Below are 18,816 nucleotides of genomic sequence, written 5' to 3'. Positions count from 1 at the left end.
GAGTGGTTTTTTATGTCTGGTTTAAAGGGAATCAACAGCAGTCAAAATATAGAACAAAGCAGATACAGCGTTGAATGAGGTAAAAGTGTGGTTTGCACGGATAGTTTTATTCAGCACTTCATAAAGAATATGTGTTTTGCTTGGCACTGATTTTGCATTTTGTGAACAGACTTCGGGGGAATGTTCATGAAAAAAATAATTTATTTACTTTTACTTAGTTTATGGGGTTTTACAACAACAGGCTTTGCTGCTGATGCTGTAACTACACAAGCACAAAATATCCAAGAAATTCGACTCTCACTCGACAGTGTTTGGGTGGTCATGGGGGGAATTTTGGTATTTTTTATGCAAGCTGGTTTTGCTTTGGTTGAAAGTGGCTCTGTACGTGGAAAAAACACAGTTAATGTTCTGATGAAAAACTACATGGACGCGTGTTTGGGGGGCTTGATCTTTTGGTTAATTGGTTTTGGCTTGATGTTTGGTGTGAATACAACGGGATGGTTTGGTGCAAGTCATTTTGCCCCCAACCATTTGGATGATTGGCATTGGAACTTATTGTTCTTTCAAATGATGTTCGCAGCAACTGCGACTACGATTGCCAGCGGTGCTATGGCGGAACGCATTCATTTTGTCGCCTATATAGTGAGTGCAGCATTTGTAAGTGGACTGATTTATCCTGTGTTTGGAAGTTGGGCATGGGGGAGTTTATTTGAAGGTGAGGGCTGGTTAAAGTCATTGGGTTTTATCGATTTTGCGGGTTCAACCGTTGTGCATTCCATTGGGGGCTGGGTGGCGTTGGCCGGTATTGTGGTATTAGGTCCACGATTAGGACGCTTCGGTCGTAATGGACAGTCGCATTATTTGGCGGGACATAATGTACCGTTGGTGGCATTGGGTGGTTTTATTTTATGGCTAGCATGGTTTGGTTTTAATGCAGCTTCGACTGTAAATGCGACTGTGAGCATTGGGCGGATTGCCTTGAATACGCACTTGGCCGCTTGTGCCGCCGCCGTTGCTTATATGTTCTATGCATTGCTGCGTGGAAAAGCGATTCTGATTCGTACCACCATTAATGCATCTTTGGGAGGCTTGGTTGCGATTACTGCAGGCTGTGCAACCATGACACCACTGTTCGCAATCGTGACGGGGTTAACAGCAGGCTTGGTGGTGAGTGTTATGCCAGTTTTGATTGAAAAGTTGAAGTTAGATGATGTTGTGGATGCCGTGACAGTACATGGTTTTTGTGGAGCATGGGGAACCATAGCAGCCGGATTGTTTTATGAAGCGAGCCCGTTTAATTCGCAAATTATTTCAATTCAATTTTTAGGCGTGATTACGGGTTTTGTTTGGGGCTTTGGGATGGCCTTTGTGGTATTTAAAGTGCTTGAAAAAGTATTGGGTAGCTTACGCGTCAGTAAGCAGCATGAGCAGCGCGGACTTGACTATACTGAACATGCGGAATTGTCTTATCCAGAGTTTCAGCGTGATGTAACTTTTGAAACCGATGGAATGACTAAACGTCATTAAGGAGTGTTCAGCATGCCCAATGAATTACTCACCATGGGACAAAAAAGAACAGCGATTGAACGTGGTTTAAGCCAATATTTGAAGGGAATCGCTTTGGAACGAGTTCTGAGCTATTGGGAGCAAGAATATGGAGATAAACCTTCTTTTGTGCTCAACCGTTTTTTAAGTGAAGTATGTAATACGGACGAACTGCGCTTTTACCGTAAAGATATGCTACGCCAAGTTTTGTTTGAAATTGCTGAAGTGGAAAAACAGGTTTTACTTCAAGTCAAACCTCAGGTAAAACAAGAGGCACTGGTTTCGGCACAACTGAGTGATGCTTTTATGCAATTTGTCGGATGTGTCGTGAAAGCTGTAGCTCAGACCGATTTTACGGACTTTGATCAGGATGTGAAGGTAAGATTGACTGATCTGGGCTATGCTGTGGTAGAACATGTGGCAATACATGAATCTGATTTTATTAGTGATTTGCCAATCGTTAGCTATTCACAGGTGATTACTACAATGTACGAAGTATATTGTGAGTTTTATGGACCGACCAAAGCCGACTTTGTTTTTGCACGTGCAAAAGAGCAAATTAAACAACAATTTATGGATGTTGACTTGCATCAACTGATTTAAGCAGTTGACTTAAATTGGGGTAACAAAAAAGCCAGTTAATCTTTAGATTCACTGGCTTTTTTAGACCGAATTGGTCATTTTTTTTAAGCTACAGATTCTGGAGCTGTACGCCATAAACTTTCTAGGTCGTAAAATTTACGCGCAGTCGGCAACATGACATGAACCACGATGAGTCCAAGGTCAACAAGGATCCATTCTGCATCACGTTCACCTTCAACGCCGATTGGGCGGAAGCCAGCTTTACGCGCTTCTTCAGCCACATTGTCGGCAAGTGCTTTCACATGACGAGTTGATGTACCACTTGCAATCACAATCGCATCTGCGACATTGCTAATGCTACTAACATCAAGTTCGATAATATCTTTTGCTTTTACATCTAATAGAGCTTCATGTACAACTTTTAAGCAAGCTTGTACATCTTGAGCTTGAGAATTCATTGCGAGATCGAGAGAATTAGAAGCGCTGGGCGATGGTTCTAAATTCATAAAGGGTCATAATTCCTGACAATAACTCATGCTCTAATATAGCGGTTTTATCACCAAATTTCAATTGTCTGTTTTTTAACTTTGTGGATGCTCTGCAAAGTACTTGTTTTTCCATGCAAATGAATGGTTCGAGTGGGCCTGTGGGCGATATTCGGCGGCAATAAAACCCGCGTAATCACTGTGGCTTAACCAATCAAAAATTTCTTTAAAGTGAATTTGTGCGGTGTCGGGTTCATGTCGCCCAGGACAATCTGCAAATTGAATATGTCCAATTTCTAAAATATTTTCTTTCAATTCTTCTAGTACATTTTCGCCCATCATGGCCATGTGGTAGCAGTCGTATTGCATTTTTAGTGCGGGATGTTGAACTGCTTCCAGAATCTCTTGAGCTTGTGCAATATTCTGGATAAGGAAGCGTGGCATATCTGTACCGTTAATCATTTCAAACACCGGCTGAATATGATGTTCTGCCAGCATAAAGCAAGCGAGCTTTAAGTTCTTGGCTAAAGTATTTAGGCAGGGTAATAGGTCGCAATCGAGGGGTTGTTTACCCGCAAGAATATTAACGTTCGGCACTTTTAAAGCAACCGCATATTGAATTGCCAGTTCGAGTGCTTGGTGAAATTCTTGCTCTCGTCCAGGAATACCTGCCAAACCATTGCCGCCTTGCATGAGGTCTCCAGCAGGCACATTAATCAGGCATAAATGTAAATCATGCTGGGTCAGTTGATTTTGAATTTCAGCAATACTGAGTTCATATGGGAACTGAATTTCAATGTATTTAAAGCCATGAGCATAAGCCAGTGCAAAACGTTCTATGAGTGGCACTTCAGTAAAGATCATGGAAAGATTCACTGCGAGTTTAGTCATGAGTTTGCTCCTGCATTATTATTCTGTTTCAACGTGTTGAATTACAGTGGCTAAATCTGATTCAGCATAGCCTTTATTCTGATGTGCCTGCAATTGGGATAATGCTTTTTTTGCAACTGGAATATCTAATTGGAATTTTTCAGCCAACTGCACAGCATTATTTAAATCTTTTGATAAAGTCTGCACTTTCCATTGTACAGGTTCAAACTGATGATTGGCCATCCTTGGTGTTAAAATTTGAAACGGCTTTGAGTCGGCAAATCCACCTGCCAGTGCTGGAGCAAGCAGGGTAGTATCGACGCCTGCTTGGCGCGCTAAGGCAACTGCTTCTGCAATTAAAGTGCTATTCGCTACGACAATCAATTGGTTGCAAATTTTAGTGGCTTGCCCTGTCCCTGTTTCGCCCATGCGTGTAACGCGTTGCGAAAGTACATTATAAATGAGACTTAAGCTTTGAATGATTTCGGCATTGCCCCCTGCAAAAATGACCAATGTGCCTTGTTCTGCACCAATTGTCCCGCCTGAGACAGGAGAGTCAATCCAATGCAGGTTATCTTGTTGTGCAAGTGCCGCCAACGATTTGGTTGTATCTACAGATAAGCTTGAGAAATCCACAATCACTTGATTCTTAGTCCAGAAGGGACGAATTTTTTCAATGACTTGTTGCGCTGCATCATCGTCAGAAAGACAGGTTAATATGACGGAATAGTCTGCAATATGTTCTAGTTTTAGTGCAGTTGCACCTAAATCAATGAGCACATCACAGGCCGAGGTAGTTCTGTTCCATACAGCCACCTCAAATCCAGCCTGAAGCAATCGAGTGGCCATGCGGCTGCCCATGAGTCCCATACCTAGAAATGCAATTTTTGTATTACGATCAAAACTCATTGGAATCTCTCTATAGCTTAATCTTGTTGTCTAAACCTTATTAAAACTGACGCGGAACAAATTGAACTTCGGGTTGTTTGTCTTTTTTACGTGCCAGTTGACTGTTTTTGCCTAATAAAAGTTTCAGTTGCCAGATTTTTTCTAAACGTAAAGATTTACGTGGTTGATGTTCCATGGCATCCAGCACTTGCTTGGCTGCTGCCAAGGCATCAGGGGAGCGTTGCAGCATTTCTTCTGCAAGGGCTTGTGCTTGTTGTAAGGGAGTTTCAGATAAATGCGTGACTAAACCAATGGTTTTGGCATAGTTGGCATCGAAAATACGGGCGGTCAGGGTTAGCTCTTTGGCTAAATCTAAGCCAATTACCCCTTTAAGTGAGCGGCTTAAACCCATATCTGGCACAAGTCCCCAACGACTTTCCATAATTGACATTTGGGTGTCAGGATGGGCAATACGAATATCTGCTGCCAAAGCTAACTGCATGCCTGCGCCAAAACAAAAACCTTCTAAGGCTGCAATGACGGGTACAGGTAGCTCTTGCCAAATAAGGAAGGCTTTTTGGAATAGGCTTTGTCCAGGTTTGACCAGTTCCCAAGCGGCATAAACGCGGTTCTTTGGGTTGTTTAAATCAGCAAGATCAATGCCTGCACTGAATACATGAGCTTCACCCGTTAAAATGACACAACGAACGCTGCGATCTTTTTTTAGTTGATTGGCGACTTTGACCAGTTCGTTGAGTAAGGCAAAGCTCATGGCATTGCGCTTGTCTGGGCGGTTTAAACTAACTGTTGCGATTCCGTTCTGTTTTTCTACACGTAATAAAGCCATGTTTGGGATACTCTAATTTTGCTTTGCATCGGAGCATAACATGCACCTAACGCACTTGCATGACAGCCCAGTCACATCTTTTTTTCCTAAAATTATTGCATATATTTATTTAAAATCGACTGTGCTGCTTGTTTCACTTGCTGCATGATGAGCTTGAGATCATCAAAGCGTTGTATCGCCTCTTGAATAAACTGTTCATCGGCACGACGTTTTTCTTTACGCAAGGTCGATATGAACTGCTCAAATAATCCAGATGCTTCTTGTAAGTTGGGTGTACCCACATAGCGTGTAGCGCCGTACAAGCGATGTAAGACATGTTCAAGCTGAGGAAAGTCTTCTAACTCAATCAGTTGCTGCATTTCATCTAGCTCTGTATGGAAGCTATCGACTAACATTTTTAAAAGATCGATCGCCAAGTCTTCTTTATTGGCTGCAAGTTGCAAGCTTTGTTGCCAGTTCAGAATTTGTGGATCAAGTGACTCAATGACGATGTTTTTTTCTACAATAGCGGCTTTATCAAAGCTTTTACTGGTCCAGTGCGTCAAGATTTGAATGATTTGTTCCATTTGAATTGGCTTGGTCACATAGTCATCCATGCCGACTTTTAAAAGTTTTTGTTTCTCATCGGCCAAAGCATGTGCAGTCAGTGCAATGATGGGCAGGTGCGTTTCTTCTTCTAAGGTAGATTCCAGTGCGCGAATGGCTCGTGTGGTATCAATACCAGACATAACAGGCATTTGAATATCCATAAACACCAAGTCAAAAGGTTTCAGTTTTTGTTCTAGGCGAGACTGAATAATATCAATGGCTTCCTGACCGCTTTGCGCTTTGGTGGTGGTTACATTCAGTTCAGCCAGTAGGGCTTCCAGAACAATCAAGTTGGGTAAATGGTCATCGACGGCTAAAATATGTAAGCCTTGACCATCAAAGTTTTCATGTTGCTCAGATTGGAACATGGATTGATTGCTGAGCAGTTGAATGAGTGCATTACGGCTCAGAGGTTGATACAGTGGCCGTGCACGATATTCATTCAGCATATTCGGATCGAGTGCCATTTGGTAGCCATAAACGGCAAGACTACCCGTATAGCGACTACGAATTTCTTTCAGCATGGCTTGAGTATCGCCGCTGTGATCGACAATCAACCACGTATTTTCTTGCTGCGATTGAATTTGGTTTAGGCGACTAAATAAATCCAGAATGGATGCGGATTCAATATGCTCGACTTGATAGTTTTCGAGATAGTGACGCAGTACATGTGCAGCCGCAGGATGCGCCAAATAAGACACCACTTTCATGTGTTCGAACTGTGGATGAACAATTTCATATTCTTCATCGACAGCAAACATGGCGGTAAACCAGAAGGTCGAGCCTTTTTCGGTGGGTGCACGTTCTTGGTTGTCTTCGAAGCCAATTTGCCCCTGCATTAAATGCACCAGCTGTTTGGAAATGGCAAGCCCTAATCCAGTGCCACCAAATTGACGCGTGACCGAAGCATCACCTTGCGAGAAGGATTCAAATAAGCGTTTACGGTCTGTGCCACTTAAGCCAATGCCGCTGTCTTGGACACTAAAGTGCAGTAAGCATTGTCCAATATCATCATGCTTCATGCGTACTCGAACAATGATTTCACCATCAGGGGTAAATTTAATGGCATTGGAAATCAGATTGGTCAGAATTTGCTTAAAGCGGAGTGTGTCACCAATGACTTGTTTAGGGACGTCATCGCCATAGTAGAACGCCATATCAATATGTTTTTGTGCCGCCAGTGGCGATAACATGTCCATCACATCAAAAATGGCTTCTTCCAGATCAAACGGGGCGGTTTCTAGTTCTAGTTTGCCCGCATCAATTTTAGAGAAATCTAAAACATCATTAATCAATGCCAATAAATGGGCGGAAGATTTACGAATGGTCTGTAAATATAAATTTTGCTCGTTGCTTAAATTGCCCTGACGAAGGAGTAAATGAATAAAGCCATCAATACTGTTTAAAGGCGTTCTTAATTCATGGCTGATATTGGCAAGAAATACCGATTTTGCCTGATTGGAAGAAATCGCTTGGTCACGCGCTTGGCGGTAAGTAATGTTTTGTACTTCTAGGGTATCCAGCGTACGTCTTAAGTCATCTTCAGTTTGTTCGGTATGTTCTTTTAACTCTAGAAAGCTGAAATGAAGGCGTTTTACTACATTGGCAATATCGCGTTGTAACAGTCGAAGCTCGCCCGTACTGTTAATGATCATGTGTTGATCGAGTGTGTCGGCATTCAGACGTTGTAACTGCATCCGAATTTCATACATGGGTGCAATCCAACGACGTGAATAGAAGTTCAAACACAACAGCAAGAGTAATAAGGTTAAAAGCCCTGTTGCCACCAACACAATCAGGACACGATAGCGTGCAATTTGTAAGGGTTGATTGTCCAGTTCAATCAAGAGCCAACCTTTTTGATTAGAAGATTCGTTAATTTGCATACCATAGACATGATTGCCGTTCAGTTTAATTGGTCCAAAAAAATTCTTGTCTTTCGGGTATTTGGGCCAAGTTGAATGTGCATCACCACCAATATTGAGTCGCGCAGCACCAGTATGGTCAATAATAGTGGCTTGATTCAGCAGTTTTTCATTGAACATATATTGCATCGCATTTTGCGCTTGGTCATAGTGCCAAGGGTAGCGATTGAGTAAGTCGAGTGCTGATTCTGCGGTGCTTTGGTAACGGGTTAAAATCGCAATGGCCATTTGGCGCTGTTGCGCTTTTGCTGCATTCGATGTTTCAGATAAAACCAATGCCGTGCCTACACAAGCCAAAATCATAATGGGCACAAAAATCATGGCAATCAGTTGCCCATACGCATGATTTAAGTGTAAGCGTTTAAATAACTTTTTATTGATATTCGGCATGGCAAATGTAGTAAATTCCCTATGCTCAGCATATTAGCATGCTTTATTTGAAACTGACCGCGCTTTAATCACTTTCATGAAAAACCCTGCGAAATGGGTGCAGGACCCCCTATTTTTTCATACAATACCCGCACCTCGATCAAGGTACACATAATGAGTAACACAATCCCCGATTTTCAAGCCGATGAATTTTTGTTAGACCACTATGTAGGAAAAACACCGCTGGTGCGTTTACAGCGTCTAGCAAGTCACACGCAAGCCACGGTTTTAGCAAAATTAGAAGGCAATAACCCAGCGGGTTCAGTCAAAGACCGTCCAGCTTATAACATGATTATGCAGGCAGAGAAGCGTGGGCAAATTCGACCGGGGGATACCTTGATTGAAGCGACCAGTGGCAATACAGGTATTGCACTTGCGATGGTTGCGGCGATGCGTGGCTATCATATGAAATTGATTATGCCTAACAACATGAGCCAAGAACGTAAAGATGCCATGCGTGCCTATGGTGCAGAGTTAATTGAAGTGACTCAGCAGCAAGGAATGGAAGGTGCGCGTGATTTGGCGTTGCAAATGCAGGCAGAAGGTAAAGGTTTTGTACTGAATCAATTTGGTAATCCAGACAATGTGGAAGCACATTACCTGAGCACGGGGCCAGAAATCTGGCAACAAACGGGTGGGAAAATTACCCATTTTGTTAGCTCAATGGGCACCACAGGCACCATTATGGGCGTATCGAAATACCTGAAAGAACAAAATCCTGAGATTCAAATTGTGGGTTTACAGCCAGAAGATGGTTCGAGCATTGCGGGAATTCGTCGTTGGCCACAAGAATATTTACCGACTATTTTTGATCGTAGCCGGGTTGATCGTATTATGGATATTCCGCAAATTGAAGCGGAAAAAACCATGCGTAAACTGGCACAAAAAGAAGGCATCAGTGCGGGTACATCATCAGGTGGTGCGGTCTGGGCATCCTTACGTATTGCAGAAGAAAACCCAGATGCAGTCATTGTCTGCATTATCTGTGATCGTGGCGACCGTTATTTATCTACAGGTCTGTTTTCGGTACAAGATCCTGAATAATTTAAGCTCCATTATAGAGATTGAAGATGCGTTTACCTGTTCTCGTTTTTGATATTGAAACCATGACGGACTTAAAGTCTGGGGCGCATCTTTACGGTCTAGATTTACCTGAGCCAGATTTAGAGCAAGCATTGATCAAGTTGCGTCGTCAAGAGTCTGGCATGGATTTTCAGCGCTTGCCCTTGCATGAAATTGTCTGCATTTCGGGGTTATGGGTCGATGAATTAGGTGCGATGAAGCTGTTTTCATTTAGTCGGGAACAGTATTCAGAAGCTGAAATTTTAAAGAAGTTTTTATCTATTTTTGATAAGAAGAATCCAACCTTGGTCAGTTGGAATGGTTCGCAGTTTGATCTTCCTGTGATTTTGTTCCGTGCCATGTATCATGGTTTGTCTGCATCTAGTTTGTTTGATCAGGGTGAGATTGATCATCAGAAGAAGTATAATAACTACCAGAACCGTTACCATCATCGTCATGTTGATTTAATGGATGTAATGGCCATGTTTAATTTGCGTCATTTCCAGAAATTGGATGATGCTGCTCATTTATTAGGTTTTCCGGGTAAGCGTGGTGACGGAAGTTATCATGTACCCGAATATGTTCGGTTACAACAATGGCAGGATTTAACTGGCTATTGTGAAGGTGATGTATTAAATACATGGCTGATCTATTTACGCTGGTTGTTATTAAAAGGTCAGTTGCAACTGGAAGAGCATCGCGCTTGGATACAGGCCAGCATTCAGTTGCTACAGATTCACCCACAACATACTGATTTTCTGAAAATTTGGCGTGAAACGTCACAACAGACAGAATTTACAGCATCCGATTTTCACCATTTAAACTAGGTTTTCATGAAGCATCGTAAGCATACCCGTCCAAGTCAGCAACCGATTTATACTTTTCAGGTTGAGACACTTTCGCATGAGGGACGAGGGATTGCCCATTATGGTACAGATGCCGCACACCCTGTAGAAAAACACGGCAAGAAAGTTTTTATTGCTCAGGCATTACCCGGTGAAACGGTACATGCCAGAATTACCCATAGTAATAAACGCTTAGAAGAAGCCGATTGCGTGGAGGTGTTGGGCACGCCATCAACGTTAAGAGTGAAGCCAGCCTGTCCGCATTTTCATGTCTGCGGTGGGTGTAGCTTGCAGCATATTGAGAAAGATGAGCAGATTCGTTTTAAACAGGATGTACTGAAATCACATTTACAGCATTTTGCAGGCTTACAGCCAGAACAGTGGTTGGCGCCCATTCGCTCTTTACGAGAAGATTACCGTCGAAAAGCCCGTATTGGTGTACGTTATTTCCCGCAGCGTGATCAACTTGTTGTGGGATTTCGTGAAAAGCAAAGTAATAAATTGACTTCAATTGATCGTTGTCTAGTGCTTGATCGGGCTTTTGGTTCGATCACGCGTTTAAAACAGTTACTCCAAAGTCTAACAGCCAAAGCCGCGATTGGGCATATAGAATTAGCCATGGGAGATCAGGATATTGCCTTACTGATTCGCCATACAGAAAAATTATCGGACCATGATGTCAACCAATTAAAACAGTTTACGTTACAGAAACAATGGCAATTGTATTTACAGCCCGCAGGTTCAGATAGCCTACAGCGTGTGGATCAGGCACAGGCTGAAATGCGTTTAAATTATGCTTTAACTGACTTTGATGTGAATTTTAGCTTTAGTCCACTGGATTTTACTCAGGTGAACTCAACTGTAAATCCACAAATGGTCAAGCTGGCATGTGAATTGCTTCAACTGCAACAAGGTGATCGAGTTTTAGATCTATTTTGTGGACTTGGCAACTTTTCTTTACCGCTCGCACGTTGTGTAGGACCAACAGGACAGGTGATTGCGGTTGAAGGGAGTGATGAAATGGTACAACGAGGTCAGGACAATGCGCGTCGCAATGCCATGACCAATATTGAATTCTTTTCACAAGATTTAACAAAAGATTTTTCGCATCATTCTTGGGCAAAACAAGGATTTGATGCATTATTGATAGACCCTCCACGTTCAGGCGCGGAAGAGGTAATGCATTATGTTCCTAAATTTAATGCAAAAAAAATCGTTTATGTATCATGCAATCCAGCAACATTGGCAAGGGATGCAGGTGTTTTGGCACAACATGGCTATCGATTAAAAAAGGCGGGTGTGATGGATATGTTTACGCATACTGAACATGTCGAATCAATTGCCTTATTTGAGCAAGAAAAAGAGATAAACGATTTATAATATGAATGATCATTTCGTAGGAGAAGGGTATGGTCACAGTACGTGAGCAATTGCCTGGACGACTCAATGAGTTGTCTGAGGAAGCGACTGTAGAGCATGCCGAACAAGCTCAACACGATTTAGCTGAATGGTTAGATCGAGTACGCAGCATTTTAGACGGGGCAGCGCTCAAACAACTCGAAGAAGTTGCAAAAGAGACTCTGCAAAAAGAGTTGGAATCCACTGTTAATCATCGATCGAATACCTTTTATACAGGGATCGAAATGGCCGATATTTTGGCACATTTACACGTCGATGAAGATACCTTATCTGCTGCAATGTTGTACCGCAGTGTTCGTGAAGGACTCATGAGCATTGATTTTGTACGTCAGCATTTTGGTGAGCAGGTATTTAGCTTAGTGAAAGGTACCTTGTCTATGGGTAAACTTTCTGAGTTAATTGAACAAAATAAACGCTTAGAAGACCATTTTAATAATGATCAGCGTGAACATTTGACGGGCATCTATAAGATGCTGATTTCCGTCACTGAAGATGTTCGTGTTGTACTGATTAAACTGGCAGAACGTACCTATGCCTTACGTGAATTGGCAAAATCCTCACGTGAGCGTCAGGAACGTGTCGCACGAGAAATTCTGACCATCTATTCTCCATTGGCACACCGCTTGGGAATTGCACAGTTAAAGTGGGAACTGGAAGATTTAGCTTTCCGTTATTTGGCGCCAGAACGTTATAAAGAAATTGCCTCATTACTGAATGAAAAGCGTCTAGAACGAGAACACTATATTCAGTTTGTGATTGATAAGCTCAAGAATGAGTTAGCCGATCATGGTATTGAAGCTGAAATTAATGGGCGGGTGAAACACATCTATTCGATTTATCGGAAGATGAAAAGTAAAAACCTAAGCTTTGATCAACTTTATGATATTCGCGCTGTGCGGGTATTGGTGAAGTCGGTTCCTGAATGCTATCACTCATTGGGGATCGTGCATCAAATTTGGCGTCATATTCCACATCAATTTGATGACTATATTACCAATCCAAAAGCCAATGGCTATCGTTCTTTACACACGGCAGTGATTGCTGAAAACAAATCGCTAGAAGTACAAATCCGTACCCGCGACATGCATGAAGAAGCTGAGTTGGGCGTGTGTTCGCACTTTAACTATAAAGAAGGCGCGAAAACTACCGATCGTTCCTTCAATCATCGTTTGCATTCATTGCGCGCCGTGTTAGAACACTTCCAAGAGCGTAATGATGCCAGTGCACATAAAGAAGATGAAGATTCTGAAAACTTTGAACAGATTCAAGAGTTTGAAGACTTTGAAAAAATCTATGTGTTCAGTCGTGATGGGGATATTAAGGAGTTGCCTCGCGGTTCGACGGTGCTGGATTTTGCGTACCATGTCCATACCGAAGTGGGCAACAAGTGCTATGCTGCACGTGTGAACCAACGTTATGTGCCACTGACCTACACCTTGAAAACAGGTGAGCAAGTTGAGATTTTAACCAAAAAAGATCGGGAACCGAATCGTGACTGGTTGGTGAATTCTTTAGGTTATATCCGAACAGCACGTGCCCGCGATAAATTACGTCATTGGTTCCGTCAGCAAGATCGCAGTAAGAATCTGGAAATTGGTCGAGATATTCTCAATAAAGAATTATCACGTTTGGCGATTCATCCTAAAAGTATTGATTTAAGTGACTACTGTAATCACTTTAATGTGAAAACAGGGGATGACATCCTGATTAACTTGGTGAGTGGTGATATTAGCCTACATGCCTTGATGAATCAGGTGAATCGTCATATGCATCTGGATCAGGATGAACCTGAATTGGTGCTTAAACCGGCTCTGAATCCACGTGCCAGCCATACGCTGTCAGCGCATGGGATTTTGATCGATGGCTTAGATAATGTGGAATTGCATGTTGCACAATGCTGTCAACCTGTCCATGGTGAGTCGATTGGCGGGTATATCACACTGAATCGTGGGGTTAGTATTCACAAGGTAGCGTGTCCTGACTACGTACGTATGATTGGTCAAGAACCTGAACGTGCTGTCGAAGCTGACTGGGAAATGCAACCGACACGTGGTCAAAGTGTACAGATTGTGGTGGAAGCCTATGACCGCCGTGGTTTGTTGAAAGATTTAACTCAAGTGATCTTCTCGGACCAAATCAATATTCGTCAGGTAAACACCATTTCTGAAGCAGATGGTATTGCCAATATGAAATTGTTGATTGAAGTGAAAGGTTTGGCACAATTATCGCGTTTGTTGGCCCGATTGGAGCAGCAACCAGGTATTATTAGTGCACGTCGTTTAATTCAAGGAAATTAAACGAATTGAAAAGCCTGCCTAGAGCAGGCTTTTTTATATACGTGGTTCATAAGAAAGATTGAAGAGAGAGTAAGCAATGGAACAACTATTGGCGGTCATGCAAGAATTACGTGAAAAATGTCCGTGGGATCAAAAGCAAACGCCCAATAGTTTAACGCCTTATGCGATTGAAGAAGCTTATGAAGTTGAGGCTGCAATTCGTTCTGGTGATATTCAACATATTAAAGAAGAACTGGGTGATTTGTTGCTGCAAGTGGTGTTTCAATCCCAAATGTACAGTGAACAAGGTGCTTTTGATTTTCAGGATGTGGTGCATGCAATTACTGAAAAATTGATTCGCCGTCATCCACATGTGTTTCAGGCGGAACAATTTAATCAGCTTGATGCAGAACAGGTGTCTTTGCTATGGAAGCAAATTAAACAGCAAGAAAAACAAGGCAAACCACAATCTCGTTTAGATCAAATTAAGCATGGTCCAACTTTACAACAAGCAGAGCAGATCCAAAAAAATGCGGCACAAATCGGCTTTGATTTTGCCAATGTAGCAGATGCTTATGCCAAATTAGAAGAAGAATTAAATGAATTACAGCAGGCAATCAAGCAACAAAACTCAGACGAAATACAAGCTGAATTGGGAGATTGTTTATTCTCTTTGGTCAATGTTGGACGTAAACTAGGCGTCAATAATGAAATCGCCCTGTTAGGAACGATTGATAAATTTAGAACACGCTTTGCTTACATTGAAAATCAAGCCCAATTGCAAAACAAAACTGTAGAGCAATTATCTTTGATAGAAATGGACCAATTGTGGGAGCAGGCGAAAAACATATGACTTTATAATAAATACAGGCATCTTATGCAGCTGAATTTTAACGCTATTCGATTATTACGAATATTGACACTTTTCACGTTCCTGATTTTTGGACTAGATCGTGTAAATGCACAAAACTTTGATCAACAGTACTTGAATTGGAAAGCACAACAACAAGCCCAAGATGCTCGGTTGGGTTCATCACGTACCGATGCAAACTATTATTTATCAAAACCCAGTTTAAATACGGCATCGGGCAATAAAATACGCTTGAATAGTGCGACATCAGAACAATTGCAGCAGCTTTCTGGTATTGGTGAGAAAAAAGCAGCAGCGATTTTGCAGTATCGGCAACAGCATGGAAAGTTCAAAACTGTGGATGAGTTACAGCAGATTAAAGGTATTGGACCTAAGCTCTTGCAAAAAAATAAAGACCGCTTAGCACTCTAGACTTGGGTTTTGCAGGATTGATATGCAATATTCGGTCATGCGTTGAGATAATCAAATTGCCCTTTGATTGTGTTAGAGATATGATTAGCACCATCTTAGATATTTTACGTTCAGGCGTAGGAGACAGCGTCTTTTGCAAACTTTGCGCGCGTCAAAATGTGGTTTATCCACCGCTCAACTCCCTGCTTCAATTCTTGATGTAATTGATGCCCTAACCAAAGCGGGCTACGAGGCTTATATCGTAGGGGGCGGTGTTCGCGATTTAATGTTGGGCCTTAATCCGAAGGATTATGATGCCGTGACCAATGCCACACCCTCACAAATTAAAGAAGTGTTCGGCCGTCGTTGCCGTATTATCGGACGCCGTTTTGAGTTGGCTCATGTCTATTCTGGGCGTGAACTGATTGAAGTGGCGACGTTCCGAGCACCACCAAAAAAAGCAGTGACTTCAGCTGCGGGCATGATTCTGCGTGATAATAATTGGGGCTCGATAGAGCAAGACTTTTCTCGTCGTGATTTTTCTATCAATGCACTTTATTATCAACCCCGTAAAGCGATTGTGCTCGACTTTTGTAATGCCGTAGAAGATGTTCAAAGTCGTACTTTACGCTTACTTGGCGATCCTCAATTACGTTTTGAGGAAGACCCAGTGCGAATGCTGCGTGCGTTGCGTTTTTCTGCCAAATTAAAATTTAGTATTGATCCAAAAATTTTAGAAATTTTTACACCTGAGCGTACACAGCTTTTGCGTGATGTTTCACCGCATCGTCTTTATGATGAATCACAAAAATTATTTACCATGGGGCATTTGTACCAAGTGCTCCCAATGTTGATTGATTTTGGCATTTGGCATCAACTTTTTGCAGAGATTCGCCCTGAAATCACACCATTTATTGAGCGTGCTGCGAAAAATACCGATCAGCGAATTCAAATTGGTAAAACCATTAATCCTGCATTTTTCTATGCAGTGTTGTTATGGAAACCTTTTTTAGAGCGTTGTGATTTTTATTTGAAAAAAGGTGTAGTGGCTGCAGAAGCACGTGCTCAAGCAGGACTGGATGTATTAAAGCGTCAAGCAACACGCACTGTGATTCCGCGTTTTGCCGAAACCTTTATTCGTGAAGTATGGGAAATGCAAACCCGATTGTTGAACCCGAAACCTCAACAAATTGAAGCATTGTCTAACCATGCGCGCTTCCGTGCAGGCTTTGACTTTTTACTGTTACGTGAAAAGGCAGGCGACAATACCACGCAATCTATGGGCAGTTGGTGGGATGCTTATCAGCTGATGTCTACGGATGAAAAAGAGCGTGCGATCGGTCAATATAACCGTCAACGTGCCAAAACACGTCGTAAGGCTGCACAAGAAGAACCAGCGGAAACCAAGATTTCAGTTGATATTGAACCTTTGGTGCAAGAATCTGAATCACGTAGTCGTCGTAGCCGAAAAGCCAAAACCACAGAAACCGCTTCTCGAGCGGCAACTCATAACACATCTGAATTGAATCACGATCATCCTATTTTAAAGAGAAAACGGGTAAAACGTGATTTAAACCAAGTCGTTTTTGGGCCAACCCAATGAAGATTGTGAGCTATATCGGCTTGGGCAGTAATTTGGGTGATTCGCGCCAAATTTTGACCGAAGCCATTCAGAAGTTAGCAACATTGGGTGCTGTAAGCGTATCTAAGTTGTATCAAAGTCCACCCATGGGGCCTCAAGATCAACCACATTATTTTAATGCGGTGGCTCGTGTGGAAACTGACTTGGCTGCTTTGACATTGTTGGATCAATTACAGCAATTTGAGCAGGATGCAGGGCGGGTTCGTCTGCGTCGTTGGGGAGAACGTACTTTAGATCTAGATTTGTTGCTGTATGGCGATGAACAGATTCAGCATGAACGTTTGACCGTCCCACATGTTGGAATTTTAGAACGTGATTTTGTGGTTATTCCATTATTGGACTTAGACCCAAATTTACACATTCAGGGACACCGATTAGATAGCCTTGATTTATTACAGCACACGACATTAACTGAAGTAGCTGATCAAAATTGGGTCAATATTTAATTACCAAAGGTATGTTCTAGGAACTTCTAGAGAGGAACATCTCATGATTAGTCTGAGTGACTTAAGACAATTTAAACAAGATGGACGTAAGTTTTCATGCTTAACTTGCTACGATGCGAGCATGGCAAAAGCGATGGAGCTTGCAGAAGTCGATACGATTTTAATTGGTGACTCTTTAGGAATGGCGATTCAAGGTCGTGATTCAACTTTACCTGTAACGGTTGAAGACATGGCTTATCATACTGCGGCTGTGCGCCGCGGTAATCAACATGCGTTGATTATGACCGACTTACCGTTTATGTCTTATGCAACATTAAATGATGCATTGGTGAATGCGAAAACCGTGATGCAAGCGGGCGCGCAGATGGTCAAAATTGAAGGCGGTGCTTGGTTAAGTGAAACGGTGGAAGTATTAACCCGAAATGGTATTCCAGTCTGCGTACATTTGGGTTTAACCCCACAATCTGTCCATGTTTTAGGTGGCTATAAACTTCAAGCACGTTCACGCGAAGCTGCAGATAAATTGCTTGCAGATTGCCAAGCTGTGGTTGATGCAGGTGCTGCGGTATTGTTACTCGAATGTGTGCCTGCACAGTTGGGTCAAGAAGTGACAGCTCGTTTTCCGCATATTCCTGTGATTGGTATTGGTGCAGGCGTTGAAACAGATGGACAAGTTTTAGTTGTACAAGATATGCTCGGTTTGACGTTTGGACGCGTAGCCAAATTCGTGCGTAATTTTATGAAAGAGCAAGCCGGGGAAACTGCAATTTTAGATGCATTTAAGGCATATCATGCCGCTGTGCTCGATCAATCATTCCCAGCAAAAGAACATACTTTTCAAGTCGAGCTGTAATATGAAAACTGAAACGACGATACAAGGCTTGGCAGCATCACTGCAACCTGCTCGTACTGCGCGAAAAATTATCGGCTTTGTTCCGACCATGGGGAATTTACATCAAGGACATTTGAACCTTGTACGTGAAGCACGCAAACTTTGTGATGTTGTTGTAGTCAGTATCTTTGTGAATCCGATTCAATTTGGACCGAATGAAGATTTTGATAATTACCCGCGTACTTTAGATCAAGATAGTCAGCTATTGGCAGATGTTGGTTGCGATATTATTTTTGCACCATCAGTCGAGCAAATGTATGGCAAACAGCCGCGTTTAACCAATATCAGTGTTTCTGAAATTACCAATGATTTATGCGGTCAACAGCGCCCAGGGCATTTTGATGGCGTGGCAGTCGTTGTGACTAAGCTGTTTAATATCGTACAGCCGAATTATGCTTTTTTTGGTCAGAAAGACTTTCAACAGTTGGCGGTGATTCGTCAATTGGTGCGTGATTTAAATATTCCATTGGAAGTAATTGGTGTACCAATTGCACGTGCAGAAGATGGTTTGGCTTTAAGTTCGCGTAATGGTTATTTAACTGAAGAGCAGCGTAAAATTGCGCCAAGCATTTTTCAAAATTTGAAACATGCAGCAGCAGAATTGCAGCAAGGTACTGATTTAACAGAAGTGTTAGCGAATATTAAAACTTCGTTGACAGAAGCAGGTCTAGTTGTGGACTATGTAGAAGCGCGTACACCACAATTACAAGGTATTGATCAATTTAATCAGGATCTTGTTTTGTTTGTTGCGGCAAAATTGGGCACAACCCGACTCATCGATAATTTGCAGGTTAAGCATACTGCATCATAAAAG

Annotated in this window: 17 protein-coding genes; 12 read left to right on the top strand and 5 right to left on the bottom strand. The window is 42.3% G+C overall.

Annotated features, from left to right (window positions below; genetic code table 11):
- The first annotated feature begins 186 nt into the window (after positions 1 to 186).
- Both E0H82_RS15175 and E0H82_RS15170 read left to right on the top strand, forming a co-directional pair.
- Positions 187 to 1,527, top strand: a complete 1,341-nt coding sequence (locus tag E0H82_RS15175) for an ammonium transporter (RefSeq protein WP_131265561.1) — start codon at positions 187 to 189, stop codon at positions 1,525 to 1,527.
- Positions 1,528 to 1,539: 12 nt separating this feature from the next.
- The gene (locus E0H82_RS15170; protein ID WP_131265560.1) at positions 1,540 to 2,148 is read left to right on the top strand and encodes a hypothetical protein; all 609 of its coding nucleotides are present in this window, start codon (positions 1,540 to 1,542) and stop codon (positions 2,146 to 2,148) included.
- Positions 2,149 to 2,231: 83 nt separating this feature from the next.
- On the opposite strand, the gene rsfS is transcribed toward E0H82_RS15170, so the two are convergent.
- The 5 genes from rsfS to E0H82_RS15145 form a co-directional block, all read right to left on the bottom strand.
- Positions 2,232 to 2,633: a ribosome silencing factor gene (rsfS, locus tag E0H82_RS15165; RefSeq protein ID WP_116761343.1), complete on the bottom strand. Its 402-nt coding sequence runs from the start codon at positions 2,631 to 2,633 to the stop codon at positions 2,232 to 2,234.
- Between the two features lie 75 nt (positions 2,634 to 2,708).
- Positions 2,709 to 3,503: a hydroxypyruvate isomerase family protein gene (locus E0H82_RS15160; RefSeq protein WP_131265559.1), complete on the bottom strand. Its 795-nt coding sequence runs from the start codon at positions 3,501 to 3,503 to the stop codon at positions 2,709 to 2,711.
- An 18-nt stretch (positions 3,504 to 3,521) separates the two neighbouring features.
- On the bottom strand, positions 3,522 to 4,391 hold the full coding sequence (locus E0H82_RS15155) for an NAD(P)-dependent oxidoreductase (protein ID WP_131265558.1): 870 nt from the start codon (positions 4,389 to 4,391) through the stop codon (positions 3,522 to 3,524).
- A gap of 40 nt (positions 4,392 to 4,431) precedes the next feature.
- Positions 4,432 to 5,217, bottom strand: a complete 786-nt coding sequence (locus E0H82_RS15150) for a crotonase/enoyl-CoA hydratase family protein (protein WP_131265557.1) — start codon at positions 5,215 to 5,217, stop codon at positions 4,432 to 4,434.
- 92 nt (positions 5,218 to 5,309) lie between these two features.
- Positions 5,310 to 8,120, bottom strand: a complete 2,811-nt coding sequence (locus E0H82_RS15145) for an ATP-binding protein (RefSeq protein WP_131265556.1) — start codon at positions 8,118 to 8,120, stop codon at positions 5,310 to 5,312.
- A 153-nt stretch (positions 8,121 to 8,273) separates the two neighbouring features.
- Here E0H82_RS15145 and cysM point away from each other — a divergent pair, with 153 nt between their 5' ends.
- From cysM to panC, 10 genes are all read left to right on the top strand, one after another.
- Positions 8,274 to 9,203, top strand: coding sequence for a cysteine synthase CysM (gene cysM, locus E0H82_RS15140; protein WP_131265555.1), 930 nt, complete (start codon positions 8,274 to 8,276; stop codon positions 9,201 to 9,203).
- Positions 9,204 to 9,229: 26 nt separating this feature from the next.
- Positions 9,230 to 10,048 carry a 3'-5' exonuclease gene (locus tag E0H82_RS15135; protein WP_131265554.1) on the top strand — a complete coding sequence of 273 codons (819 nt, stop codon included), beginning with the start codon at positions 9,230 to 9,232 and terminating at the stop codon, positions 10,046 to 10,048.
- A 6-nt stretch (positions 10,049 to 10,054) separates the two neighbouring features.
- A complete protein-coding gene (gene rlmD / locus E0H82_RS15130; RefSeq protein WP_131265553.1) occupies positions 10,055 to 11,446 on the top strand; it encodes a 23S rRNA (uracil(1939)-C(5))-methyltransferase RlmD in 1,392 nt (463 codons plus the stop codon).
- Between the two features lie 29 nt (positions 11,447 to 11,475).
- Complete coding sequence (locus tag E0H82_RS15125; protein WP_131265552.1) at positions 11,476 to 13,782, top strand: RelA/SpoT family protein; 2,307 nt, start codon at positions 11,476 to 11,478, stop codon at positions 13,780 to 13,782.
- 76 nt (positions 13,783 to 13,858) lie between these two features.
- Positions 13,859 to 14,614: a nucleoside triphosphate pyrophosphohydrolase gene (gene mazG / locus E0H82_RS15120; protein WP_131265551.1), complete on the top strand. Its 756-nt coding sequence runs from the start codon at positions 13,859 to 13,861 to the stop codon at positions 14,612 to 14,614.
- A 24-nt stretch (positions 14,615 to 14,638) separates the two neighbouring features.
- Positions 14,639 to 15,043, top strand: coding sequence for a ComEA family DNA-binding protein (locus tag E0H82_RS15115; protein ID WP_131265550.1), 405 nt, complete (start codon positions 14,639 to 14,641; stop codon positions 15,041 to 15,043).
- Positions 15,044 to 15,176: 133 nt separating this feature from the next.
- Positions 15,177 to 16,625, top strand: a complete 1,449-nt coding sequence (gene pcnB / locus E0H82_RS15110) for a polynucleotide adenylyltransferase PcnB (protein ID WP_131265549.1) — start codon at positions 15,177 to 15,179, stop codon at positions 16,623 to 16,625.
- Entirely contained in the window at positions 16,622 to 17,110 is a 489-nt protein-coding gene (gene folK, locus E0H82_RS15105) for a 2-amino-4-hydroxy-6-hydroxymethyldihydropteridine diphosphokinase (protein ID WP_131265548.1), read from the top strand. Before pcnB ends, folK begins: the two co-directional genes overlap by 4 nt.
- Positions 17,111 to 17,153: 43 nt before the next feature.
- The gene (gene panB / locus E0H82_RS15100) at positions 17,154 to 17,963 is read left to right on the top strand and encodes a 3-methyl-2-oxobutanoate hydroxymethyltransferase (RefSeq protein WP_131265547.1); all 810 of its coding nucleotides are present in this window, start codon (positions 17,154 to 17,156) and stop codon (positions 17,961 to 17,963) included.
- A gap of 1 nt (position 17,964) precedes the next feature.
- Entirely contained in the window at positions 17,965 to 18,813 is an 849-nt protein-coding gene (gene panC, locus E0H82_RS15095) for a pantoate--beta-alanine ligase (protein WP_131265546.1), read from the top strand.
- The last annotated feature ends 3 nt before the right edge of the window (positions 18,814 to 18,816 follow it).

The organism is Acinetobacter sp. ANC 4910, assembly GCF_004331035.1.
Classification (GTDB): domain Bacteria; phylum Pseudomonadota; class Gammaproteobacteria; order Pseudomonadales; family Moraxellaceae; genus Acinetobacter.
Note: the sequence above shows the minus strand (reverse complement) of the source record. Positions and strands in the feature narration are given on the sequence as shown.

Bases quoted from the DNA above. Each gene is read 5' to 3' on its own strand.
- E0H82_RS15175 (WP_131265561.1), top strand. From the start codon at position 187: ATGAAAAAAATAATTTATTTACTTTTACTTAGTTTATGGGGTTTTACA.
- E0H82_RS15170 (WP_131265560.1), top strand. From the start codon at position 1,540: ATGCCCAATGAATTACTCACCATGGGACAAAAAAGAACAGCGATTGAA.
- rsfS (WP_116761343.1), bottom strand. From the start codon at position 2,633: ATGAATTTAGAACCATCGCCCAGCGCTTCTAATTCTCTCGATCTCGCA.
- E0H82_RS15160 (WP_131265559.1), bottom strand. From the start codon at position 3,503: ATGACTAAACTCGCAGTGAATCTTTCCATGATCTTTACTGAAGTGCCA.
- E0H82_RS15155 (WP_131265558.1), bottom strand. From the start codon at position 4,391: ATGAGTTTTGATCGTAATACAAAAATTGCATTTCTAGGTATGGGACTC.
- E0H82_RS15150 (WP_131265557.1), bottom strand. From the start codon at position 5,217: ATGGCTTTATTACGTGTAGAAAAACAGAACGGAATCGCAACAGTTAGT.
- E0H82_RS15145 (WP_131265556.1), bottom strand. From the start codon at position 8,120: ATGCCGAATATCAATAAAAAGTTATTTAAACGCTTACACTTAAATCAT.
- cysM (WP_131265555.1), top strand. From the start codon at position 8,274: ATGAGTAACACAATCCCCGATTTTCAAGCCGATGAATTTTTGTTAGAC.
- E0H82_RS15135 (WP_131265554.1), top strand. From the start codon at position 9,230: ATGCGTTTACCTGTTCTCGTTTTTGATATTGAAACCATGACGGACTTA.
- rlmD (WP_131265553.1), top strand. From the start codon at position 10,055: ATGAAGCATCGTAAGCATACCCGTCCAAGTCAGCAACCGATTTATACT.
- E0H82_RS15125 (WP_131265552.1), top strand. From the start codon at position 11,476: ATGGTCACAGTACGTGAGCAATTGCCTGGACGACTCAATGAGTTGTCT.
- mazG (WP_131265551.1), top strand. From the start codon at position 13,859: ATGGAACAACTATTGGCGGTCATGCAAGAATTACGTGAAAAATGTCCG.
- E0H82_RS15115 (WP_131265550.1), top strand. From the start codon at position 14,639: ATGCAGCTGAATTTTAACGCTATTCGATTATTACGAATATTGACACTT.
- folK (WP_131265548.1), top strand. From the start codon at position 16,622: ATGAAGATTGTGAGCTATATCGGCTTGGGCAGTAATTTGGGTGATTCG.
- panB (WP_131265547.1), top strand. From the start codon at position 17,154: ATGATTAGTCTGAGTGACTTAAGACAATTTAAACAAGATGGACGTAAG.
- panC (WP_131265546.1), top strand. From the start codon at position 17,965: ATGAAAACTGAAACGACGATACAAGGCTTGGCAGCATCACTGCAACCT.